Source organism: Herpetosiphon llansteffanensis, assembly GCF_003205875.1.
In the GTDB taxonomy this organism is placed as follows: Bacteria; Chloroflexota; Chloroflexia; order Chloroflexales; family Herpetosiphonaceae; genus Herpetosiphon; species Herpetosiphon llansteffanensis.
This window is the reverse complement of the sequence record NZ_PUBZ01000089.1, coordinates 19,203-41,018: the sequence shown is the minus strand read 5'-3', so window position 1 is coordinate 41,018 and position 21,816 is coordinate 19,203. Positions and strand designations below refer to the sequence as shown.

Annotated in this window: 23 protein-coding genes; 7 read left to right on the top strand and 16 right to left on the bottom strand. The window is 51.2% G+C overall.

Annotated features, from left to right (window positions below; genetic code table 11):
- Positions 1–143: 143 nt before the first annotated feature.
- The 4 genes from C5S61_RS10720 to C5S61_RS10705 form a co-directional block, all read right to left on the bottom strand.
- On the bottom strand, positions 144–977 hold the full coding sequence (locus C5S61_RS10720) for a DegV family protein (protein WP_164689359.1): 834 nt from the start codon (positions 975–977) through the stop codon (positions 144–146).
- A 184-nt stretch (positions 978–1,161) separates the two neighbouring features.
- Entirely contained in the window at positions 1,162–2,010 is an 849-nt protein-coding gene (locus C5S61_RS10715; RefSeq protein ID WP_110515050.1) for a DegV family protein, read from the bottom strand.
- A 44-nt stretch (positions 2,011–2,054) separates the two neighbouring features.
- The gene (locus C5S61_RS10710; protein WP_110515049.1) at positions 2,055–3,692 is read right to left on the bottom strand and encodes a DAK2 domain-containing protein; all 1,638 of its coding nucleotides are present in this window, start codon (positions 3,690–3,692) and stop codon (positions 2,055–2,057) included.
- Positions 3,664–4,143 carry an Asp23/Gls24 family envelope stress response protein gene (locus C5S61_RS10705; protein ID WP_160319451.1) on the bottom strand — a complete coding sequence of 160 codons (480 nt, stop codon included), beginning with the start codon at positions 4,141–4,143 and terminating at the stop codon, positions 3,664–3,666. The genes C5S61_RS10710 and C5S61_RS10705 overlap by 29 nt, the downstream gene beginning before the upstream one ends.
- A gap of 294 nt (positions 4,144–4,437) precedes the next feature.
- Here C5S61_RS10705 and rpmB point away from each other — a divergent pair, with 294 nt between their 5' ends.
- The gene (rpmB, locus tag C5S61_RS10700; protein ID WP_041303856.1) at positions 4,438–4,620 is read left to right on the top strand and encodes a 50S ribosomal protein L28; all 183 of its coding nucleotides are present in this window, start codon (positions 4,438–4,440) and stop codon (positions 4,618–4,620) included.
- A gap of 489 nt (positions 4,621–5,109) precedes the next feature.
- A complete protein-coding gene (locus tag C5S61_RS10695) occupies positions 5,110–6,168 on the top strand; it encodes a sigma-70 family RNA polymerase sigma factor (RefSeq protein ID WP_054532437.1) in 1,059 nt (352 codons plus the stop codon).
- A gap of 488 nt (positions 6,169–6,656) precedes the next feature.
- On the opposite strand, the gene C5S61_RS10690 is transcribed toward C5S61_RS10695, so the two are convergent.
- From C5S61_RS10690 to upp, 10 genes are all read right to left on the bottom strand, one after another.
- Positions 6,657–7,565: an ABC transporter permease gene (locus tag C5S61_RS10690; RefSeq protein WP_110515047.1), complete on the bottom strand. Its 909-nt coding sequence runs from the start codon at positions 7,563–7,565 to the stop codon at positions 6,657–6,659.
- Positions 7,489–8,439, bottom strand: coding sequence for an ABC transporter permease (locus C5S61_RS10685; protein ID WP_110515046.1), 951 nt, complete (start codon positions 8,437–8,439; stop codon positions 7,489–7,491). Before C5S61_RS10685 ends, C5S61_RS10690 begins: the two co-directional genes overlap by 77 nt.
- Entirely contained in the window at positions 8,436–9,989 is a 1,554-nt protein-coding gene (locus C5S61_RS10680; RefSeq protein ID WP_164689357.1) for an ABC transporter substrate-binding protein, read from the bottom strand. Before C5S61_RS10680 ends, C5S61_RS10685 begins: the two co-directional genes overlap by 4 nt.
- Positions 9,990–10,079: 90 nt before the next feature.
- Positions 10,080–10,826 (bottom strand): SDR family NAD(P)-dependent oxidoreductase, encoded by a 747-nt coding sequence (locus C5S61_RS10675; RefSeq protein ID WP_110515044.1) that lies wholly within the window; start codon positions 10,824–10,826, stop codon positions 10,080–10,082.
- A 9-nt stretch (positions 10,827–10,835) separates the two neighbouring features.
- A complete protein-coding gene (locus C5S61_RS10670) occupies positions 10,836–11,822 on the bottom strand; it encodes a 3-oxoacyl-ACP synthase III family protein (protein ID WP_110515043.1) in 987 nt (328 codons plus the stop codon).
- 24 nt (positions 11,823–11,846) lie between these two features.
- Positions 11,847–13,100, bottom strand: coding sequence for a glycosyltransferase (locus C5S61_RS10665; protein ID WP_110515042.1), 1,254 nt, complete (start codon positions 13,098–13,100; stop codon positions 11,847–11,849).
- A complete protein-coding gene (locus C5S61_RS10660) occupies positions 13,097–14,395 on the bottom strand; it encodes a F390 synthetase-related protein (RefSeq protein WP_110515041.1) in 1,299 nt (432 codons plus the stop codon). The genes C5S61_RS10665 and C5S61_RS10660 overlap by 4 nt, the downstream gene beginning before the upstream one ends.
- The gene (locus tag C5S61_RS10655; RefSeq protein WP_110515040.1) at positions 14,392–15,207 is read right to left on the bottom strand and encodes an MBL fold metallo-hydrolase; all 816 of its coding nucleotides are present in this window, start codon (positions 15,205–15,207) and stop codon (positions 14,392–14,394) included. The genes C5S61_RS10660 and C5S61_RS10655 overlap by 4 nt, the downstream gene beginning before the upstream one ends.
- Positions 15,208–16,188, bottom strand: a complete 981-nt coding sequence (locus C5S61_RS10650) for an NAD-dependent epimerase/dehydratase family protein (RefSeq protein ID WP_110515039.1) — start codon at positions 16,186–16,188, stop codon at positions 15,208–15,210.
- A gap of 6 nt (positions 16,189–16,194) precedes the next feature.
- On the bottom strand, positions 16,195–16,815 hold the full coding sequence (gene upp, locus C5S61_RS10645) for a uracil phosphoribosyltransferase (RefSeq protein ID WP_054537274.1): 621 nt from the start codon (positions 16,813–16,815) through the stop codon (positions 16,195–16,197).
- A 362-nt stretch (positions 16,816–17,177) separates the two neighbouring features.
- Here upp and C5S61_RS10640 point away from each other — a divergent pair, with 362 nt between their 5' ends.
- Genes C5S61_RS10640 through C5S61_RS10625 form a run of 4 tightly spaced genes read left to right on the top strand, consistent with a single transcriptional unit; the run spans position 17,178 to position 19,391 of the window.
- Positions 17,178–17,876 carry a DUF4388 domain-containing protein gene (locus C5S61_RS10640; protein ID WP_164689356.1) on the top strand — a complete coding sequence of 233 codons (699 nt, stop codon included), beginning with the start codon at positions 17,178–17,180 and terminating at the stop codon, positions 17,874–17,876.
- Positions 17,877–17,884: 8 nt separating this feature from the next.
- On the top strand, positions 17,885–18,460 hold the full coding sequence (locus tag C5S61_RS10635) for a GTP-binding protein (protein ID WP_110515037.1): 576 nt from the start codon (positions 17,885–17,887) through the stop codon (positions 18,458–18,460).
- Complete coding sequence (locus C5S61_RS10630; protein ID WP_110515036.1) at positions 18,453–18,830, top strand: roadblock/LC7 domain-containing protein; 378 nt, start codon at positions 18,453–18,455, stop codon at positions 18,828–18,830. The genes C5S61_RS10635 and C5S61_RS10630 overlap by 8 nt, the downstream gene beginning before the upstream one ends.
- A 15-nt stretch (positions 18,831–18,845) precedes the next feature.
- Entirely contained in the window at positions 18,846–19,391 is a 546-nt protein-coding gene (locus C5S61_RS10625; protein WP_110515035.1) for a protoglobin domain-containing protein, read from the top strand.
- 12 nt (positions 19,392–19,403) lie between these two features.
- On the opposite strand, the gene C5S61_RS10620 is transcribed toward C5S61_RS10625, so the two are convergent.
- Together C5S61_RS10620 and C5S61_RS10615 are read right to left on the bottom strand one after the other, a co-directional pair.
- Complete coding sequence (locus C5S61_RS10620; RefSeq protein ID WP_110515034.1) at positions 19,404–20,042, bottom strand: DUF8743 domain-containing protein; 639 nt, start codon at positions 20,040–20,042, stop codon at positions 19,404–19,406.
- A 3-nt stretch (positions 20,043–20,045) separates the two neighbouring features.
- Entirely contained in the window at positions 20,046–20,927 is an 882-nt protein-coding gene (locus C5S61_RS10615; RefSeq protein ID WP_110515033.1) for an apurinic/apyrimidinic endonuclease family protein, read from the bottom strand.
- Between the two features lie 209 nt (positions 20,928–21,136).
- Between C5S61_RS10615 and C5S61_RS10610 the strand changes: the two genes are divergently transcribed.
- On the top strand, positions 21,137–21,805 hold the full coding sequence (locus tag C5S61_RS10610; protein WP_110515032.1) for an HAD family hydrolase: 669 nt from the start codon (positions 21,137–21,139) through the stop codon (positions 21,803–21,805).
- Positions 21,806–21,816 lie beyond the last annotated feature (11 nt).

Here is a 21,816-nt window from a genome sequence, read left to right as displayed (position 1 = left end):
TGGCAATCTGTGGCGAAAAGGGGCCTTCGCGATCTTTGCGGTTTCAAGCTTCGTGCTCTTTGTGGTTTCAAGCTGCATTGCACAGGATGAGGGATCAGGTACACCATTTCAAGCCTGATCCCTGACCCCTGATTCCTGATCGCCTATTTATTCTTACGTACGCCAGTGAAGCCTAAAGCGCCTGGCCCGATGTGGGTTCCCACAACTGCGCCAATTTCGGCCAGCACAATCCGTTCGGCGGGGAAAATTTCGTTGAGGCTTTGGGCAAACTCTTGCGCTTCTTCCTCGTTGCGCGAATAGAGCACTGCCAATTCTTCAAACGGAGCCATGTTGCGCGCTTCTTCGATCAAGCGGGCCACTGCTTTTTTCTTGCTGCGCACTTGCTCGAACGGCTTAACTTCGCCATCGCGCACGTCGATAATCGGCTTGACGTTGAGCAACGTTCCGAGCAATGCGCGGGTTTTGCCAATTCGGCCACCTTTTTCGAGGTAGCGCAAGGTATCCAAGGCTGCCAGCAAGCGGGTGCGCTCGACGATGCTATGGACTAAGGCTTCAATTTCATCAGCCGATTTGCCTTCTTTGGCGGCGCGGGCTGCTAAGAGCGCTGCCCAGCCTTGCGACATGGTGGTGCTTTGAACATCAATCACCCGAATATCGAAATCGGGCAATAATTCGGCTGCTTGTTGGGCTGAGCGAATCGTGCCGCTCAATTTGCCAGCAATATGAATCGAGATAATTGGTTCGTCGTTGCCAATTGCGCGATACAGTTGCTCGAAGGCCCCAACTGAGGGCTGCGACGTGGTTGGCAAATTGTTGCTGGCAACGAGGCGGGTATAAAATTGATCGTGGGTAATTTCGACTCCATCGGAGAACGATTCTGCATCAAAATTAACCGTTAATGGAATTACATGAATGTCGTGTTCTGCTGCCAACCCTGGCGGAATATCAGCAGTACTGTCGGTTACAATAATCGCCACTTGGCCTCCTTCTGGCTTTATTTTAGCCAAATCGTAGCGAGCGGCGTTCGGCGACACTGCCAGCACCCTGCTCGCTAAGGGAATAGCTACCCCACGCAGCCGTATAATAGCCGAAAATGGCGCTGCGTGGGGTATTGCTTTGGTTTATTGATTGGTTGCTGCGCAGTTGCTTGGCGGCGCTGGCTTACTCGACACCTTCGTAAACCACGACACCCATTGCATTTGGCCCAAGATGTGCGCCAAGCGCTGGCCCATATTCCACAATCATGACCTGATCGCGAGGATAGATCGGGTCGATCTTCTCAAGCAATTTTTCCACATCATCGGGCGTGGTGCTGTGCATAATTGCTACCTGCTCGACTTTGGGGAAATCCTCAATAAAGGTAAATAAGCCTTCAATTGCTTTGGCTCGCGTGCGGGTGCGATCGTAGGGCACAATTTCACCATCATCAAGAATCAGCAAAGGCTTGATTCGTTGCATCGAGCCAAGCATTGCCGAGGCTTGCGATAAACGCCCGCTACGTTCAAGATAATCAATTGAATCGACAAAAAACACCACGTGGGTCAATTGAATAGTTTGCATCACAGTGCGATGCACTTCATCAAGTGATGCGCCATCGAGTGCTGCCCGCGCTGCGGCGATTGCTACCATACCCAAACCCAACGAGGTCGAGGTGCTATCGATGACCTCAACCCGCGTCAGCGAGGCTGGCAATTTATCGCGGGCAATCGTTGCCGATTTAACTACGCCGCCAAAGCGATTCGACAAGTGAATTGAAAAGACCCCGTCATATTCACGGGAAAATTGACGATAATACTGTTCAAACACTCCTGGTGCTGGTGCAGTCGTATAAGGATACGGCCCACCCTCGGCCATCCGCCGATAAAACTGCTCGTTGCTAATGTCGATTCCAGCTCGCAACGTCTGATCACCAAAATGCACATGAATTGGAATCACGGTGATGTTCAGCTCTTGTGCCAAGGCTGGTGGAATATCAGCAGTGCTATCGGTAATAATCTTTACTCGCGCCATAACCCAACATATCTCCATCGCGCCGTCAGAAACGGGGCTGTGTATCACTCCGCAGAGAGAATGTAATCATAAAATGGTTGTCCGCCGTTTTGCACCTCAACATCAAGCGCAGGGTAGGTTGCGTTGATTTTGTGGGCTAGTGTTTCAGCCTGTTCCGCCGAACATTGTTCGCCATAATAGATGGTAACGATCTCATGGTCGTCCAAATCCATCCGGGCTAAGATGCGATCAATCACGTCGTCGGGCTGATCGCCAGATTCAACCAGTGCGCCGTTGAGCAAGCCAATCGTTTGGCCATCGCGCACTTCAACATCATTTACGGTAGCATCGCGCACAGCAGTCGTAATTTCCGCCGTGGTAATAGCTTTAATTGCGCGGCTCATAGCCTGCACATTTTCCTCAGCGCCAACCGCATAATTAAAGGCAAACATTGCCGCCATGCCTTGCGGCACAGTTTTGGTTGGAATCACATGCACAACTTTATTGGTTAATTGTTGCGCTTGTTGCGCTGCCAAAATCACATTGCTATTGTTTGGCAAAACCACGACCGCTGGCTGAGGCAATTTCTCGATTGCCGTCACCAAATCTTGAATCGATGGATTCATAGTTTGGCCGCCAGTGACCACTTCGCCAACATTTAACGATTCAAACAGCTCGCGGAAGCCTTGGCCAGGCGCAACCGCGACCACCCCAACATCGCTCACCGGCTCATCGGGTTTAACCCGCGCTGGTTGGCTGGCTTGTTGGGCTTTGGCCTCATGCAGATCGCTGCGCTGTTTATCCATATTGGTAATTTCAATCGCCCCAAGGCTGCCCCATTGCACGGCATAATTGAGCGCATCGCCAGGCCGCAAGGTGTGCAAATGCACCTTGACCAAACGCTCATCGCCAACAGCAACCACCGACGTGCCCATTTCGGCAATTGTGCGTCGGACATCTTCGTACGGGATGTCTTCGCCTTGGATCATAAAGTTGGTGCAATAGCCAAAATCGTCATCGCTATGAATATCGTCAAAGGCCATGGCCAATTGATCGACTGGCGCAACTCGTTGTTCAAGTTTTTCGCCACGGGCAAATGCCTGCGCGCCCTCGAAGAGCACATACAATCCCTCGCCACCAGCATCGACCACGCCAGCATCGCGTAACATTTTCATCAGGTTAGGCGTATTATCGACCGAAACCCGTGCACCTTTAACAATTAAATCAAGCACTTCGTGCCAGTTCATCTCTGGCTTAAAGCCTGCCCGTGCAGCTTCGCTGGTTTCGCGAATAACCGTGAGCATCGTGCCTTCGACTGGCTTGATCACCGCTTTGTAGGCAGTGGTTGAGGCTTGTTCTAAGGCCGCAACCAAGATTTCGGGCGTGCAAACCTGCTGGCCTGCCATACCCTGCGAAAGCCCACGCAGAATTTGCGAAAGAATCACGCCAGAGTTGCCGCGAGCGCCCATCAAAGCCCCGCGATAGACTCGTTCGGCCACCACAGCGACCGAGGCATCATCCTGCACATCCTTGAGCGCCGCTGTCAGCGTAAGGTTCATGTTGGTTCCTGTATCGCCATCGGGCACAGGAAACACATTGAGCGCGTTGACAGTTGCCACATTCTGGCTAAACCACGCTGCGGCTGCGCGAAAAACCGCCAACAGCCGAGTGCCATCAATTTGATTCTTCGGTGCGCTGTCCACGCAGACCTCCCATTACGCCAAAACGTCGCCAGCGGCTGGGCTGGCCTTCGGTTGCATCTTTTGTTGGTTCTTTGTCTGCTTGCTCAATTCGCAGGCCCTGAACATGCACATTGACCGTAATATTGGCCTCGCCAAGTGCATGCACAACCGCGTACTGAACCGTTTCCATAATATTACGGGCAACCGTGGCAATCCGTGTGCCATACTCGATGATCACAAACAGATCGATGTTAATTGCCTCGCTACTGACTTGCACGTCAATACCTTTATATTGATCTTCTGGTCGCAACACATGGGCGACACTATCGCGTAAGTTGCGCGGGGCCATGCCCACAACGCCGTAGCACCGCACTACCGCTCCGGCTACCACAGTAGCAATGGCGCGAGAATGTACCTCGATGCGTCCAGCGTCGTTTTGGCGCACATTCGCGAGACTTGTTTTCTCGTTCACTCGAACAGTCCTCGCAACTAGATGGTTCGATGGTCGGCGCTCACGAGCGTCCGTTTTTTGATGAGAATAGCGCGGAACAAACCGCGCTACTGCTGTATGATACTCGATTATGCAAGAGCTAGCATATGCCATAATTGGCTTTAATCTGAAGCTCAATTGGCCGTGATTGCTATGCATTCAACCAGAAAACTTGCATAATTTAAAAAGTTGCATCAGAGCGCGTCCTATGGTATAGTCAGCGGGTACAGCCACCAAGGGTGGCTCTTTTTAAGTCTCAACTACGGAGGTCCGCCCATGGCAGTTTGCCAAATGACGGGGAAAAAGCGCTCCTTCGGCCACAATGTGAGCCACGCTAAAAACCGTACCAATCGCTCATGGAAACCAAATATCCAATGGGCTATGGTTGAAGTTAATGGTCAAATGAAGCGAATGAAAGTTAGCACCCGCTATATTCGCACCATGTACAAAGATCGCTAATGGTTTTATCACCGCAGAGGTGCGTTGCGGCAAGGAACCTCGGTTTTGACCGCAACGCATTATAGCGGATAGCTATACCCTTTGCAATAGTTTTTAACTATTATTTGACCTCATTTCAAGCTACTTTTTGATACCTAACAATTCGATAAATCCCCCAATGCATACAATAGTCCCATTGTACACTAGCACTTTACTCCTAACCTATGAAGAAACTTTGAACATCTATAAACTACCCCTTTTGGCTTATTGATCTTGACGAATCTCTTGCTATACTATACTTGTTATACTGTAACTGTAAGAATTACAGTTCGTGGCGTGGTTTTTGCTTAGCCTAGTCCAAACGATAAGCGGCCCGTCACAATCCAGCAAACATCCAAACTTACCAGACGTAACGTAGTACATTGAAAGAATCCTGCGGGTTCAATAGATAGCTTTCGTGCGCCGCCAGCAGCGAGAGCCATAGTGGGCGTAGCCCAGCGAGCGTGGACGATGACAAAGTATGAAACGATGAATGTAGCAAAAAACCAACCGGAGCTTGAAGATGCCCCTGAGGGCTGGGAGCTTGAGCCGGGTTTTAATGATGAAGACGCAGAATTAGCCATAGTAAACCTACGCCGCAAGAAAACGCTCTATTCCGAGGCTGTCGAAGATTCAGTCCAGATGTATTTGCGTGAAATCGGCGAGGTCGAGCTGCTTACCGCCGAGGAAGAAATTACCCTCGCCAAACAAATTGAAACTGGGCGCAAGGCGGAGCTCCAGTTGCAAACCGAACAATACGCAACGTGGGACGAGCGTAAAGCCCTCGAACGCCGCGTTGATTATGGCAATGAAGGCCGCCGCAAACTAACTCAAGCCAATTTGCGCTTGGTCGTCAGCGTCGCCAAAAAATATATTGGCAATCATATGTCGTTCATGGATCTCATCCAAGAAGGCAACATTGGCTTGATGCGTGCTGTCGAAAAGTTCGACTATCGCAAAGGCAATCGTTTTTCAACCTATGCAACATGGTGGATTCGCCAAGCAGTAACGCGGGCAATTGCCGAGCAAAGCCGCACCATTCGCTTGCCAGTTCACTTGAGCGAATCAATCGCGCAAATGCGCCGCGTTGCGTATCAGCTTGAACAAGCTCTGCAACGCGAGGCTACTCCCGATGAGTTGGCCGATGCCTTGGGCGTAAGCTTGCGCAAGGTCAAGCGCATGTTGAATGCTTCGGTGCAGCCAGTGTCGCTTGAGCAACCAATTGGCAAAGAAGGCCAAGGCCGGGTTGGCGAGTTTTTGGCCGACGATACCGATGAAGCGCCACTCGAGCAAGCAACGCGCATGATGTTGCACGATGAGTTGGCCGATGCACTTTCGCAATTGCCCGACCGCGAACGCCAAATCTTGCAGTTGCGCTATGGCTTGGCCGATGGCAAACGCCGTACCCTCGAAGAAGTCGGGGCCGAATTCGGGATTACCCGCGAACGCACCCGCCAAATCGAGGCCGAAGCAATGCGCCACTTGCGCCAACCAAATGTTGGCCAACACCTCCGAGCATATCTTGACTAAAAGGTTTTTACTATGGCTTACGAACCCTCGCTACCGTTTTGGTGGCGGGGGTTTGTTTTTGAGCCACGAAGGTACACGAAGTTACACGAAGCAGGGAAAGCAGGAAGGACGGAAACCGCGAAGGACGCGAAGAACACGAAGTTTTTTGCCACAGATTGACACAGATTGTTGGGATTAGGTTCTCTGTTCTTTTATTTTTTTAGCCACGAATTGCACGAATTGCACGAATAAGTATTTTTAGCCACAGATTGCACAGATTAGCTCAGATTAATTATTGCTATAGCCCAAAGCCATACTTTCTCTGCGCCTCTGCGTTAAAAGCTTGATTCACAAAGGGTACTTTTAGCCACGAATTGCACGAATTGCACGAATAAGTATTTTTAGCCACAGATTGCACAGATTAGCTTGATTATTGCTCCCATAGCCAATAGCCATCATTTCTCTGTGTTAAATCGATCTCCCGATCCCCAACCCCCAACCCCCACTCTCTACGTTTTATCAAGATCTACGCGGTCGCGCAGGGCATTGCCCAAGAGATTGATCCAAAGCACAGTTGTGGCGATGCATAAGCCTGGAATGATCATCAGGCGTGGCTCACGTTGAAAAAATGTCCGCGATTCGTTGATCAAATTGCCCCATTCAGGCGTTGGTGGGTTGAGGCCAAAGCCAATAAACGAGAGCGCCGAGAGATTCAAAATCACGCTGCCAAAATTGGTCGTAGCAACCACAACAAGCGCACCAAAGAGGTTGGGCAGCACATGTCGGGTTAGAATCGCCAGCGGCTTGACTCCAATGACCTGCGCACCTTCGATATAGGGCATTGCCAATTCTTTCATGATCAAGGCCCGATACATGCGGGCATACCACGTCCAATTGGTCAGCACCAACGCCAGCAGCAAATTGCCAAACGAGCGTGAGAGAATCGCGCTCAGCGCCAAGGCCAATAACACTGCCGGAATTGCTTGCAAAGTTTCGGTCATGCGGCTCAGCAGATAATCCAACCAACGCGGCCCCAAGGCGCAGCATGCGCCAATTGCCAAGCCTAAACAACTTGTGCCAAGACAGACCAAGGCCGCTCCCGCTAACGACCAACGTCCGCCAATCAAGATTCGGGCTAAAACATCGCGCCCAAATTGATCGGTGCCAAGTGGATTGCTCAATGAGGGCGGATTCAACCGTTGCCCAATATGTTGCGCCAGCGGATCGACCTGCCAAAATAATGGCCCAATACTGACAGCCACAACCATGAGCAGCAACATTCCAGCAGCCACGCGACCAATTCGGCTCAACTGCTGCTTGGCGCGTTGCTCATCATCCTGCTTAGCTTTGGCGATGTTGGCGGAGCCGTGGGTCAAGCGCTGCCATGCCGAGGTCAGCGCACCAGTTAGCGATAACATAGATTCCTCCTGCAATCAACACCGCCAAGCCCAAAACTGGCATATCGCCAATTAACGCTGCCTCAACAGCCATGCGCCCAATCCCAGGATAGGCAAAAACATGCTCGATAATCACCGTTCCTGTGAGCAAAAACGCTATTTCAAGGCTAATGGGGGTGATCAAACTGGCAGCAACATTGGGCAAGGCATGGGCAAATAACAAGCCATGTTCCGAGCGACCTTTGGCCCGCGCAGTCACGATGTATTGTTGATTTAGCACATCGAGCGTCGTAGCGCGCACGAGCCGCGAGGTTAGGGCAATATTGGGCAAGGCCAAGATGATTGCTGGCAGCAACATACCTTTAAATGTGGCGCTCCCCAAGGCTGGCAACCAACGTAGTTTGGCAGCAAAGACTAAAATCAGCACCAAGGCAATCCAAAAGCCAGGAATCGCCGCCCCGATGACCGCTATCAGTTGCGCCGCATGATCCAACAAACTGTGGCGTTTGATTGCACTGAGCAAGCCCAAGGGAATTGCAATGCCCAGCGAGAGCGTCAACGCCAAGCCTGCCATCAGCAAGGTTGCTGGCAGACGCTCACGATACAGTAGCCAAACTGGCTTGCCCGAATGGTAGCTGTTGCCAAAATTGCCCTGCACAATGCCGCCAATCCAATTGCTATATTGCTTGAGCAACGGCTGATCAAGGCCAAGCTCGCGGCGTTTGGCCTCGACCGCTTCGACTGGCGGTGCATCAAGGCCATTGGCATTCAACAGCATTCGGGCTGGGTCGCCTGGAGCTGCATGAATAATCAGAAAAGCCAGCACGCTGACCATCCATAGGACGATCAGCCCGCTTAGCAAGCGCCCAGCAATTTGGCGAATCAGCGTACTCATTGATTGAGTTTCAATTCCTTGGTGATCAAATAGACATCATTTGGATTGGGCACATAGCCACTGAGGCTGCCCTTGCGATAGGCCGTAATCAGCGGTGGGCTGGCAAGATACACATTCACCGGATCGTTTTTGACCTCGGTTTGAATCTGCTTGGCAATCGCGATCCGTTTGGCGTGATCTTGCTCGGCGCGTAGCTCTGCAAAGGCGCTTTCAATCGCTGGGTTGCTATAGCCAGCGTAGTTGTAGGCCGCACCCTTGATCAGCGTCGTGCCAACCGTGTATTGGGGATCTGGCGAGGTACCGATTGAATACATACTGGCGTTGAAGTTGCCTTTTTCGACGATTTCGCCAATATCGGTTACTTCCTTGACTTCGACGGCAATCCCAAGGTCTTTCAATTGGGCTTGAATCGCGATTGCCATCAAGGTTAGTTCGGCCCGGCCCGGGTAGCTGTGCAGGGTAAAGGCGAGCGCTTGGCCATTTTTGCTGCGCATGCCATCGCTGCCCACAACCCAGCCTGCTTGGTCAAGCAATGTGGCAGCTTGGGTTGGATCAAAGATTTGGGCTTCGACCAGTTCAATCCCAACACTTGCTGGATAGAGGTTGGTTGCCACTGCGCCTTGGCCATCAAGCGTTGCTTGCAATAAGGCTTTGCGATCAATTGCTAAACTCAGCGCTTGACGCACCAAACGATCATCGAATGGCGGATAGGCACTATCTAACATAACATAATGCATGCGCGTGCCAGCAACGCTCTGAAGCTCAATATCTGCTGGTAGGCCGCTGGCCAGATCCGGCGCGACGTTGGTCAACATATCCAAATCGCCGCTTTGCAAGGCCAAAGAACGGGCATTGGCATCGGGAATTTTCTTGACGCTAATTTTTTGTAGGCCTGCCTGACCATCCCAATAGTTGGCAAAGCGTTCGAGCACCAATTCTTGGTCTTTTTCGAGGCTGATTGGCTGATACATGCCGGTCAAAACTGAAACGCCATTGACCGCAGGCTTGTGAATGACGAAATTCCAGTTGGCAAGGCTATAGGGCACGCTGCCTTCAGCTTGGCTGGTGCTCAAGTTGAGGGTGTAATCATCAATCACTGTGGTTTTGCTATCTGCAGGAATGAAGTTTTTGGCGGCACTCAGGTTTTGCCAGCTGCTATTGAATGAAGTAACCACATCGCTGGCCTTAAGTTCGCTGCCATCGTGAAAGCGCACGCCTTGGCGCAATTTAATTTGCCACGTCGTGGCATCGATTGGGCTAACGCTTTCGGCCAACCACGGCTCAAGTTTATTATCGGCGGTAAAGCGCATCAAGGTTTCGCCTGCACCATAGGTCACCATGTTGTAGCCAGTTGAGCCTTGGGCTACATCCAAGCCAACTGGCAAATTGATACCAGTACCAATTCGCAATACGCCGTTGGAATTGGCCGTTTGCTCGGTCGTTGCATTCGTCGATGTTGTTGTTTGAGCTGTTTCGCTGGTTGATCCACAGGCGATTAACAGATGGAGAAGCAGAATCAGCCCTGAAAGCTGAGCACCAAAACGCCGCATTGCCAAACCTTTCTTCATTATTTATTGATATTAAGTATCAACAAGGCGGCAATTGTAGTCGGCTGGGTTGGGTTTGTCAAATTGCTTGGGCTAGGCGCTCCAAAGCTTGATCAATTGTCGATGAAAGCGTTTGAGCAACGCTTGGAGCAGTTTTGGGCTGTAGCGTTGCAGCCAAAAAATTAACTTATCATTGATACTCAGTATAATTTCGGTTTCGCCAGCCAAGTAGCGCCGAATAATGTGCTCGCCTACGTGGTTTGGCTCAGCTAGGGGAAAACGGTGGCCGCTTTGTTTGGCCATGGCGGCAGTCATGGCGGTTTTGCTGGCAGGCGGATAGGCCCGCACAACCCTGATTGTGGTTTCGGCGGCGAGCGCCAAGGCCCACGCCTCAAGCGCTGCTTTGCTCAGGCTATACAGGCTTGCGCCGGGCATGGCAACCCTGCTGACGGTGCTGCCAACAATCAAGATTGCTTTGGGCAAGAGTTGGCGGGTAAGCCAAATTGGGGATACTAAATTGGCATTAATTGCAGGTAAAATTTGCTCTTCAGGCAGGTGTTCAAATGCTCCGCCAGCGAGGATTGCAGCATTATGAATGACCAAATCGAGCTGCCGATAGCGTTGTTTAATCTGGTTGGCGAGTGCTTCCACCGCCTGCTGATTGCTTAAATCGCAAACAATTGGCCAAGCTTGGCCGCCTGCTTGGGTAATCAAGCCAGTACTATGCGCCAACTTTGCGGAGCGGCGACCAACCAAAATAATTGTCGCACCCCGTTTGGCCAAGGCCAGCGCCAGCGCCTGACCAAGGCCAGTGCCAGCCCCAGTAATCAACACAACCATCGCCAATTCCTAGTAAATCAAGGCCACCACGCCCAAAGTAATGCCAGCACCCGAGCCAAGCAACACCAGCCGATTGCCCCGTTGAATGCGGCCCTCGGCGACAGCTTCGGCCAAGGCCAAGGGAATTGAGGCAGCAACACAATTACCACGTTTGGCAAAATTGCTAATCACTTGATCCGCTGTAAAGCCTAAGCGAACTTGCACTTGCTCAATGGCATGGCGGTTGGCTTGATGTGGAATCAAGGCATCGACTTCGTGGTTTTGCCAGCCAAGATCGACCAAAAATTGCTTTACAAATTGCTGAAGCTCGCGGAACACAAAGCGAAACGCTAACGGCCCTTGCATCGAAAACCAATTCATATCGGGCGTGGTAGTAGCTGCGTTGGGATGCTGGTTTGAGCCACCGCCGCGAATTTGAATCAAATCGCTGCCATTGCTCCATGTTGTAAATTGGCTATGTTCTAGGCTGCTGCTGCCATCGCCACGCTCTAAAATAACGGCTGCAGCAGCATCACCAAATAAGGCTGTCGATTGCCATTCGTTTGGATCGAGCGCAACCGAAGCCCGTTCGGTGCTGACCAAGAGCACTCGCTTATAAACTCCGCTGGCAATCAAGGGTGCTAACAATTGCAAGCCAAACAGAAAACTTAAACAGGTGGCATTTAAATCGAAACATGCACTCCGGCCAGCTGGCGCTTGTAAAGCCTTTTGCAACAAAGCAGCGGTACATGGAATGTATTGATGCATGCCTGCAGCGGCCACCACAATCAAATCGATACTATCAAGCTCGTACTTGGCATCGGCTAGCGCTTGTTGTGAGGCTTGAACCGCCATCGTCAAGGCAGTTTCTTCCACCGCATAACGGCGCTCGGTAATGCCGGTGGTGCGCTCAATGATGCTCGGATCAACCCCAAAGCGCTCGGCTAAGTCGCTGGTGGTAACGATGGTTGCTGGAACGTAAGCGCCGATGCCGGCGATGCGCAGAGGAAACTGCATAACACTACCTCGTAATTAAAAAGTTCAAAACCGTTGCTGTAGCCAGTCGATGGCTTGCTGTACGCCATGCTCAGCGGCTAATTTGCTGGCGATCTGCTGGGCTGCTTGGTGATAATCAGTCCGTTCAATCAGACTGCGTAACAGCTGCGCCAAGCGATCGATCTGCAATCGATTGGCTGGTACAGGGGCTGGCCCAGCCTTTAAATCGTAGATTCGTTGGCCCCAAAAATATTGGTCGCCCAAAAATGGTGTGACCAACGCAGGCTTGGCTGCGTGCAAGGCGGTTGCGTTTACGCCTGCGCCGCCATGATGCACCACCGCCGCAACGCGCTCAAACAGCCAAGCATAATCCAAGCCATTAGCTGCAAAGCAATTAGCTGGCAACCGACCTTGGCCCAAATCGCCCCAACCTTGGTTGATAATCAAGCGCACGTTGGTTTTTTGGCTGGCTGCAATCAGCAATTGGCTTAATTCCGCACCGCGCTGTTGGCCATGAATCATACTGCCAAAACTCACGGCGATTGGCGCTGGGCCTGCTGCCAGAAAATCACGCACTGCTGCCGGAGCTTGCCAATGTGATGCTGGTTCGAGCATCCAATAGCCTGTAATCGAGCCAGCGTTCTGCCAATTTGCAGGCGGCGGCGCAACCAAGGCGCTATAGGCATACAAACTTGGCGGCTGAAACCGGCGACTGCGTTGCCAAAGTTGGCCAATGCTCAAACTTGACCGTTGCAAAATCTGCTGCCGCGCTTGGTTGAAGGCCATGCGTAGCACTTGCCATTGCACCTGTTCGGCCAAATGGTAGCTCATGCGGCGATAGGCAGGCCACGTCAATTGGGGCATAAAATGATGCGCCGTTTGGCTGCTAGCGCCATACGGATGCATATGCACCACCACCACTGGAATTTGCAAATGCTCAGCGAGATGTAAGGCTGGCCAGATGCCCAAACTTGCCACAATCAAACAATCTGCATCACGACAGGCCGCCAGCGCATCGGCGATTAATTGGCGAATAATTGGCGGCGTTTGTTGCAAAAATTGCTTGATAATTGCACCGCGACCTGCTGCCAAGCCCGCTGCCATTTGCTCAGGGTCAAGCAAGGCTTGAATCGAGCCAATCAAGGGTGCAAAGCGGCAACCATAGCCTTCGACCAGCGCCCGATAATCGTGGGCGGCGGCGATAACAACCTGATGGTCTTGAGCCTGCAAACCAAGCGCCAAAGCGATAAACGGCTGCACATCGCCGCGCGAGCCAAGCGCCAAAATACAATAGTTCATTGGCGAATTACACGCCGCCGTTTATTCAGCGTACCATAGTCGATTGCTGCAAAATGGATGCTTAAATGATAATCGCTACAACCATATTCTGCTAGCTGGCGCTGAATCTGCTGCTCAACTGCTGTACTAACCACTGTAGGATCTACTGCGTTGGCCACGGTCAACGTAATTTGCAGTTGGTTGTCTGCTGGCTGGATGATTTGATATTCTTGAATCGCTGGATGGGCTAGGAGAATGGCGCGGCGCAAGCTATCAGGGAACATTGCTTGGCGCTGGCCATGGGCCGTAAAGTAGCAAATATCATCGCGTCGTCCCTCGATTTGCTCAATTACTTTGAAGCTGCTGCCGCAGCTGCAGGCCTGCGAACTCAAGCGCAACACATCGTTCAAGCGATAGCGAATAATCGGCTGGGTGCGTCGCCACAAATCGGTGACATACGGTGTAACTCGGTCTTGACCCAAATCCTCAAAATCCAGCGCCACCAAATCTTCTTGAATGTGCAAACTGCCGTGCGCACACGAAATGGCGAGCAAACCTTCGGTTGCTTGATAGATTTGCTCGATTGGAATGCCAAAAAACGTGCTGAGTTGCGCTTGTTCATCTGGAGCCAACGCATCGGCCACGCTAATCATACGCTCAGGTCGATGCTTCAATTCACCATTTTGCGCTGCCGTGAGCAATTGCAGCAGTAATGCAGGCGGCGCAACGATAATTGTTGGCTGGTACGTATTAAGCATTTCAAGTTGCGGCTCAAGCGCTTGAGTCAAATCAAAATAGCGAAATTGAATCAAACGCCCGCCCAATTGTTGGTAAAGATTGCTGTTGGCACGCAGGAAAAAGGCGATTTTGGTTGGCTTGATTTGGTGCAATGTACGCGCCAACAGCGTGCCAGCCCAAAACAATTGCTCGGCAGCACTTATTAAAAACAAGCCGCGATGGCCAGATGTGCCCGACGAAAGCCCAACCGTCACATTGCCCAAGCGCGGCACAAAATCACGCTCTTGCTCTGCTTGTTGCGCCAAATCGAAGGCCGCTGCTGCTGGCACTTCCAAGCTATTGAATTCACGGAAATTGGCCATCATCAAGCGTTTATCGACGGTTGGCAAATTGCGCCAATCGCGCAGGTCGTGGCCATGCCAATGCTGGCGATAGAATGCCGAATGCTGAGCCACCCATGGAATTAATTGCTGGGCCTTGGCATTTTGAAAAGCCCGCAAGCGCTGCCGATTCAGCCGCCAACGCCACCGCGCCCGCCCAAAATACGCGCCTGTAATCACCATATCGCTGATACTCATGCCTTGGCTACCTCGCTAGCATAGATTTCTGGGCAGTGGCAAGGCACAATCAATACCTCGGGATAGGCTTGGGCAAAAGCACTCAAACGCGCCAAGGTCGTTGCCATGGCTTTGGCATCGTCGATCATAAAATAGGTGATTGGATGGGGCAGCACTTGTTCGCGAATCGCCCGCGAGTGCCACGCTCCATCTGCCGCCAGCAAGATTGGGCGTTGATTGGCAACATACATGCCAATTTGGCCGCGCGCATGGCCGGGTAATTCAACCAAACGCAATAGCCCATCGCCAAACAAATCGTGGCTATTGCCCAAGGCAAACAACGGCTGATCGTTAAATGCATGAATTAAATGCAGACGTTGGTGCCAATCTGGGGGGAATAAGCTTGGGATAATGCCCCGCCGTAAGGCATTAATCCCCTGAACTTGGCTGACCAACTCAAACGCTGCCGCCGAAAGATACAACTCGGCCTCTGGAAAATCGGCCAACGCGGCTACGTGGTCGGCATGCGCGTGCGAAAGCACAATCCAGCCAATATCAGCAGCGCTCAAGCCATAGTTTGGCAGTTGATTGATCACTTCTAGCGCTGGCGATAAGCGCAGTGGCGTAGCCCGCCGATAGAGCGACCACGGCAAATGCTCGGTGGCGCTGAGCATCGCTTGGCTATACCCAACATCAAACAAGCCCCAACCGCGCTGAGGATGCTCAATCAAGGCCACAACTGCATGGCAATCGATAATTTGGCTGCTGCCATCGCGCAACATATGATATTCGGGCACGCGGCAAATTCCAGTGTCCAGCAAGAAAACCTGCATTTAATCCACCTTTGTTGGCTGTTTGAGGGCGGCGATTGTGCGTTGAATGCCAAGCTCAAGGCTAATTTGGGGTTGATAGCCCAAATCGTGTTGGGCTGCCACGATCGAATGGGTTTGGCTCCGCGCCAAGGCCAGCACGCTATAGCGCGTCAACAATGGCTCGCGGCGGGTCAGCAAACTGATTGTTTCCATTATGCGCGCCATCAGCAATGCCACCGGCAAGGGCATGGGCCGCAAATCGCTCTTTACGCCCAACTCCGTCAGCACGCGCCGAATGACCGCCCATAGTTGCGGATGTTCGGCGTTGGTGATTGTATAGGCCTTGCCAAGCGCTGCTGGTGCGGTTAACGCCAGCTCAATCGCATGCACCACATTTTCAACATAGGTTAAATCAACCAGATTTTGACCATCGCCAAATTGACGTAAGCGCCCAGCCCGCGCCGCAGCAATAATTCGTGGCAACAACGCTTGATCACCTTCGCCAAAAATCGCCTTAGGCCGCAAAATGACGCTTGGCGTTGTATGCGCCAACACCAGCTGCTCGGCCTGCTGTTTGCTGGCTGAATACAGCGAGATTGGCCGCGCCGGATAGGGCGCAGTATCAACTAAATCTAGCTGATCGTAGCCATTCGAGAGAACGCTTGGTGATGAGATAAACACCAAGCGTCCAACATTATGGGCAGCACAACCAGCCAGCACATGCGCGGTTCCATCAACATTAATTGCCTGAAAATCGCGGCGACTGCCCCACGGCGTAGAAAGTGCTCCGCTATGCACCACCAGATCGCAACCAGCGCAGGCTGCAATCACTGCCTCGCGCTCGCGTAAATCAGCAGTAATTGGCTGAATGCCAGCGTTCACAAGCTGCGGAACCTGCTGCCAGCGGCGACCCAAACCTAGTACCGTATGCCCAGCTTTGTGCAGTGCCAAAGCGGTGTGCGAACCCAAAAAACCAGTTGCCCCAGTGACTAAAATGCGCATTCTTGCCTACGTCCCAAATTGGCGGTCACCAGCATCGCCCAAGCCTGGCACGATATAGCCTTGCTCGTTCAATCGTTCGTCGAGCGCCGCCAAATGAATTTCCACGTCGGGGTGAGCAGTTTGCAAGCGTTCTACCCCTTCAGGTGCGGCGATTAACCCCAAGAATTTAATCTTGGCAGCGCCCCAAGCCTTCAAAATATCCACCGCAGCAACTGCTGAGCCACCAGTTGCCAACATTGGGTCGAGAATCAAACACACATCAATATCAGGTTGAGCTGGCAATTTGTTATAGTAGGTAACTGGCTCAAGCGAGTTATGGTCGCGATACAGGCCTAAGTGCCAGACATGGGCGGTTGGCAAGAGGTCAATCACTGGCTCGACCATGCCCAAGCCTGCGCGCAAAATTGGAATCAAGCCAATTCTCGCCCCAATTGCATGGCCTTCCATCGAACCCAACGGGGTTTGAATGGTATAGGGCGCAAGCGGCATATCAGCAGTTGCTTCGTAGACCAAAAATTGCGAGATTTCGCGCACCAATTCGCGGAATTTCTTTGGTTCGCTCTCAACGCGTCGCAGCAACGCCAATTTATGTAAAACCAATGGATGCGATGATACATGTAAGCCCATAACAACCTCAATACTAAAAAAACAGCAGATCGTGGCTATTGTATCCCATCTTGACAAACCCCTCTTAGGCATGGTTCAATCAACCTAGCACGTTATACCTGCGCTCCTCTCCATGGAAACGTCTTCTAGTACTTCCATCCCAATAGTCACCTTACCCCTGCATAGCCATAAAGAGTATTGACATATCATAGACGGATACATCCAGTTGCGGCCATAATAGAGTTGTCATTTTTCTTACGTCGATGCCTGCACTTAAGCCTGCTAGAAAATATATTTGTTCCAGTTATGTATTATTTTTGTACAGAATATGGACAAAACCTAGACAACATCGACTGGTTGTACTGCGCAAAAAGGAGACGGCTATGGCTCTCGAAGGTAATTTTGCTGATATGCCATTGATTGATTTGATGCATGTATTTCATCATGGGCGCAAAACTGGTCGTCTACTGATTGCGAATGCTCCATTCAAGGCGATGTTGTGGTTTTTTGATGGTGCGATTATCAATGCAGGGGTGGTCAAAAATACCTCCCACGAACGGGTAACGTGTGGTGAACAAGCGGTGTTTGATATGCTGGCGTGGGATGATGCCCAGTTTGTCTTTTTGCCACCCAACCCACAAGAAACGGTCAGCGTGCAAATTCAACGTTCAATTGATTGGCTGATTATTGAAGGCTTGCGTCGCCGCGACCAACCACAACGCTTGGCTGGCACGACCAAACTTCAGCCAACCTCGCGTTTGCGCTTGGTGCCAAAGCTTAGCCAAGCCAGCGACATCACCCTGACCCTCGAAGATTGGCGCATTTTGAGCCAATTGGTCCAAGAATTAAGTGTGGCCGAACTGGTTGAAGCCACTGGTTGGAATTACGATCAAACCCTCACCGTCTTGCACCGTTTGATCGCCTTGAACTTAGTGGAGGTGTCTAGCGAGATTGTTGTTTCTCAGCGTTCGCTTAGCCCAGTTTTGATGGCCCCCAACTCCGAGCATATGGTTGAAAATCGCGTGCGTGGGTTGGTTCAAGCGATCAAAGCGCGGTTGCGTCGTACCAGCGCTAGTGCGTAGGAGTAACAATGGTCAATTATAAAATTGTCATCACGGGAGCATACGCTGCGGGTAAATCGCAATTTATTCGCACGGTCAGCGAAATCGATGTCGTTGATACTGATGTTCCCGTGACCCACGTCGAAGAAAAAGAGCTTAAACATCATACGACGGTTGGTTTGGATTTCGGCACGTTGACGATTGATGCCGAACAACGGCTGCTCTTATTTGGTACACCAGGCCAAGAGCGGTTTGATTTTATGTGGGAAATTTTAGCCGAAGGTTGTTTGGGCTATATTGTTTTAGTTGATAGCTGTCGCCCAGCCCATTTTAACGAGACGATTGTGGTATTGGAACGCTTCGCGGCCATGACCCCCGTGCCATTTGTGGTTGCCGCCACCAAACAAGATTTACCTGGGGCCTTGCCGCCAACGTATATTCGCCGCCGTTTAGGGCTACCAAACGATATTCCGATTCTCGCTTGCGTGGCAACTGATTATGCTGCGGTAAGCGATGTTATTTCAACGTTATTAGATCGAATCGACGTTTTAGCCCAAAATTCATCCTCCTCGCCTGTAACTCACAAGGAGCATTTGCATGGCTAGTCGTTCGGAACAAATTAATACTATTTTAGGCCAATTGGTTACCAATAACGGTAACGATATTAATGGGGCCGCATTAATTAGTTCAGATGGGATTTTGATTAGCTCGCGCATGTCGGCTGATGTTAATGCCGACCGCATGGGAGCGATTGCAGCCACCATGATGGGGGTTACGACCCGCGTGGTCAACGATTTGAAAATTGGTAAGGCCAACGAGGCCATTGTAAACGCCGAAAGTGGCTATCTCTTGGTTATGCCTGTAGCTACTCAAATGATTTTGGCCATTATTTTGCGCCAACAAGCCAACCTTGGCATGATTCGGATTGAAGCGCGGGAAACTGGTCGGGCAATCGCCGAATTGATGAGTGCTTAATCAAGGAGATAGCTCATGGCAGATCGTCAAAGTTGGGGCGTGAAAGGCACGGCCATTCTTACCGAGTTGGTCAAAATGATGGATGTTTCTGCTGCCGAAGCTCAATTACTCGGCGGCTTACACGAGCAGGCCAAAGCCCAAACCAAAGATTTTACCGATGCGTTTTACAAGCGCTTGCTTGGTCACGCCGCGACCGCTGAATATCTCGATGGCGTTTCGGTCGAACGCTTGACGGGTATGCTGGGAACATGGTTTAGCGATTTGTTTCGCGGGACATATGATGAAGCGTATGCTCAGCAACGCTTGAAAATTGGCGAAATTCATGTACGTATCGGTTTACCTGTGCGCTATCCGTTGGCGATGCTGGATATTATTATGCCGTGTGGCGAGCAGATTTCCGCTACGAGTAGCGACCCTGCCAAGGCAATTATTGCTTTCCGCAAAGTGCTAGCCCTCGATGTAGCGCTGTTTAATCAAGCCTATGAAGATAACCAATTAGCCCATTTGGCCGATTTGGTTGGCGGTGAGCGCCTCGCCCGTTTGTTGCTTGCTGGTCAGTAAGCGCAGCTTTCCTTAATTTCGGCTTTGAATAGCCCGAATTTGGGCTAAGCAACCAGCAAAATCCCAAATTAAATCCTCATGCTCGAAGCGTAAAACTTGCTCACCAATCTGGAGCTCAAGTTGATTGAGCAACGGAATCAGCAGACACGTGCCTTGCGGCGGCGTATTACCATCGTGTAAGCGCCGCCGCACTACGTTCATACCCTCGCTGATGAGTTGTTGACTTAGTTGCTCGATTAAGCTATCACCTAGCCATAGATCATTGATCTGTTTGGCGTGAATGAACTGCTGCCAATTGGTGCTAATGAAGGTTATGCGCCGAAAACGTTGGGCCTTAATTGGCTGGGGCAAGCTTTGCAACGCGCCAATTTGCAGCCGCCAGTAGTGCTCTTGAGCACGGGGATGCTCAGGCTGTTCGGGGATAAGCTGGATGCGGGTGGCTTGGCTCACATGATTAATTTCTGCATACCAGCGAATTTGACCGCCCTCAGCGCCAAACGCCTTGGTTTGATACCATGCCAAGATGCCAGCAGCCATCCGCCGTGGGGCATGCGCCAATGGCACCCGATACCACTGCTGCTCCTGAATCCGTTGCCAATCTGCTTGATTATTCAAAACTGCGACTAAAACTGGCGTGTTCGCTTCTGGCATACGCTACTCCACATCAACAAGCTCTGGCGCAAAGCGTTGGAGATCGCTCCGTGCTCGTTCTAGCGCCAAATCGCCCGCCTTAACCTCAAGCATCAGGTCGTAATCACGCTGGAATGGCAAACGCAGCAGGCTGATTAATTCAAATGGATTGGCCAAATCGCTGTGTTCGTGCCATGTTGGCAATAGCAATTGCTGGCGTTGACCAAGCCGAATTTCGGTTCTAGGTGAGCTAAAATGCACTTTGGGCTTGCGTTGGCTTGGCCATGTCGCCAGCGCATATTCCAATCCAGCGGCAGCATTTAATTGGGCTGGGTTGTAAAGCTGATGATGCAGCCAATCGAAAATCACCGGAATCTTGGTTTGGGCATGAATGTGCAACGCATCGAGCAAGCTCCAAACGCGGCCATCGGCCTCGAGTGCCAAGCAATTGAGAATTGCGGGATCAAGCTGCTGCAAGCTAGCAACCGTTTGCGCCAAAGCCCAAGCGCGATCACCATATTGCGCCCCGATATGCACCACAATCACTGGATCATAGCTGCCAAGCTGGGTCAAAAAGGCTGCTGCACTAGTTAAATAATTCAGCGCATAGTGGCGAATGTGCTGATCATGGCTATTGAGCAGCACATTGCTTGGCACATGATAGGTTAGGCGAATCTTGGCTTGTTGGGCATATTCTCCAATTAAATGAATTTGGTCGGCGGCTTCGGGCCAGCTATTCAGCAACTCATACGGCCAAGCTGGCAAGCGATAACAATGAATGTGGTGTTGGTCGAGATAGCGCAGCACATCGTAAAGATACAAAACCCATTGGCTTAGGCCTTGCTGGTTGGGCGCTTGTAAATCAGGTCGTTTTAAAATGCGGCCACTCAGGCCAAGATAGCGCATGGGTAACTCCACAAAGGCTGGGTTTGGGTGAAGATTGCCAGCCTTTGTGGAATGGATGCTATGCAGAACATAGCTGGTAAATCTATTCACTCAGCTTGGTTAGATACACTTGATCACGATTTTTGGCATGGGTTGCTGAGCAATTTGCGAAACTGCTCAAACGTTGCATAATAGCTGTTTAGATTCGTTGCATAAGCTAGGAGCAGGTTGTGGTTGCGACACAGATTCAATTATTGGCGTTCGATTTAGATGGAACCTTGGTCGATTCGGCGCAAGGGATTGTTGATACGGTCAATCAAGTGTTGGCGGAACATGGCTTTGCTGGAGCAGAATATAGCCAAATCGCGCCATGGATTGGTTTGCCATTGCAGGTTTTTTGGGAACGCTTAACCGATTTTCTGCCTGAAAACTATGCGATTTTGACCGAGCGCTATCGTACAATCTATCGTGAGATTGCGATTCCAAGCAGCCGTTTGTTTGCAGGTGTGGCCGAAACTATCAGCGAATTAAAATCAGCTGGGTATCGTTTGACGATTGCTAGCTCGAAAATTACGCCAGTGAGTGCTGCGGTGCTGCGCCAGGTTGGCCTTTTAGATTATTTTGATTTGTTGCTGGGCAATGATTCAGTGAGCCAGCCCAAACCGCATGCTGAGATGTTGGAAAAAACATTGGCCTATTTTGGCCTGAATTCAACCCAAGCCTTGATGATTGGCGATACGACCCACGATATTACGCTTGGACATAACGCCCAAGTTGCTAGTGTGGCGGTCACAACAGGCACGCATGATCTGGCAACGCTCAGCGCTGCCCAACCAGTGGCGATCGTAACTCAGCTGAGCGAACTGCCCGCTTGGTTGGCTCAAAATGCGCAACGCTGAATGGTACAATA

Excerpts from the sequence above, each read along its gene's own strand:
- C5S61_RS10715 (WP_110515050.1), bottom strand. The coding sequence starts at position 2,010 with ATGGCGCGAGTAAAGATTATTACCGATAGCACTGCTGATATTCCACCA.
- rpmB (WP_041303856.1), top strand. The coding sequence starts at position 4,438 with ATGGCAGTTTGCCAAATGACGGGGAAAAAGCGCTCCTTCGGCCACAAT.
- C5S61_RS10695 (WP_054532437.1), top strand. The coding sequence starts at position 5,110 with ATGACAAAGTATGAAACGATGAATGTAGCAAAAAACCAACCGGAGCTT.
- C5S61_RS10690 (WP_110515047.1), bottom strand. The coding sequence starts at position 7,565 with ATGTTATCGCTAACTGGTGCGCTGACCTCGGCATGGCAGCGCTTGACC.
- C5S61_RS10685 (WP_110515046.1), bottom strand. The coding sequence starts at position 8,439 with ATGAGTACGCTGATTCGCCAAATTGCTGGGCGCTTGCTAAGCGGGCTG.
- C5S61_RS10680 (WP_164689357.1), bottom strand. The coding sequence starts at position 9,989 with ATGCGGCGTTTTGGTGCTCAGCTTTCAGGGCTGATTCTGCTTCTCCAT.
- C5S61_RS10675 (WP_110515044.1), bottom strand. The coding sequence starts at position 10,826 with ATGGTTGTGTTGATTACTGGGGCTGGCACTGGCCTTGGTCAGGCGCTG.
- C5S61_RS10670 (WP_110515043.1), bottom strand. The coding sequence starts at position 11,822 with ATGCAGTTTCCTCTGCGCATCGCCGGCATCGGCGCTTACGTTCCAGCA.
- C5S61_RS10665 (WP_110515042.1), bottom strand. The coding sequence starts at position 13,100 with ATGAACTATTGTATTTTGGCGCTTGGCTCGCGCGGCGATGTGCAGCCG.
- C5S61_RS10660 (WP_110515041.1), bottom strand. The coding sequence starts at position 14,395 with ATGAGTATCAGCGATATGGTGATTACAGGCGCGTATTTTGGGCGGGCG.
- C5S61_RS10655 (WP_110515040.1), bottom strand. The coding sequence starts at position 15,207 with ATGCAGGTTTTCTTGCTGGACACTGGAATTTGCCGCGTGCCCGAATAT.
- C5S61_RS10650 (WP_110515039.1), bottom strand. The coding sequence starts at position 16,188 with ATGCGCATTTTAGTCACTGGGGCAACTGGTTTTTTGGGTTCGCACACC.
- upp (WP_054537274.1), bottom strand. The coding sequence starts at position 16,815 with ATGGGCTTACATGTATCATCGCATCCATTGGTTTTACATAAATTGGCG.
- C5S61_RS10640 (WP_164689356.1), top strand. The coding sequence starts at position 17,178 with ATGGCTCTCGAAGGTAATTTTGCTGATATGCCATTGATTGATTTGATG.
- C5S61_RS10635 (WP_110515037.1), top strand. The coding sequence starts at position 17,885 with ATGGTCAATTATAAAATTGTCATCACGGGAGCATACGCTGCGGGTAAA.
- C5S61_RS10630 (WP_110515036.1), top strand. The coding sequence starts at position 18,453 with ATGGCTAGTCGTTCGGAACAAATTAATACTATTTTAGGCCAATTGGTT.
- C5S61_RS10625 (WP_110515035.1), top strand. The coding sequence starts at position 18,846 with ATGGCAGATCGTCAAAGTTGGGGCGTGAAAGGCACGGCCATTCTTACC.
- C5S61_RS10620 (WP_110515034.1), bottom strand. The coding sequence starts at position 20,042 with ATGCCAGAAGCGAACACGCCAGTTTTAGTCGCAGTTTTGAATAATCAA.
- C5S61_RS10615 (WP_110515033.1), bottom strand. The coding sequence starts at position 20,927 with ATGCGCTATCTTGGCCTGAGTGGCCGCATTTTAAAACGACCTGATTTA.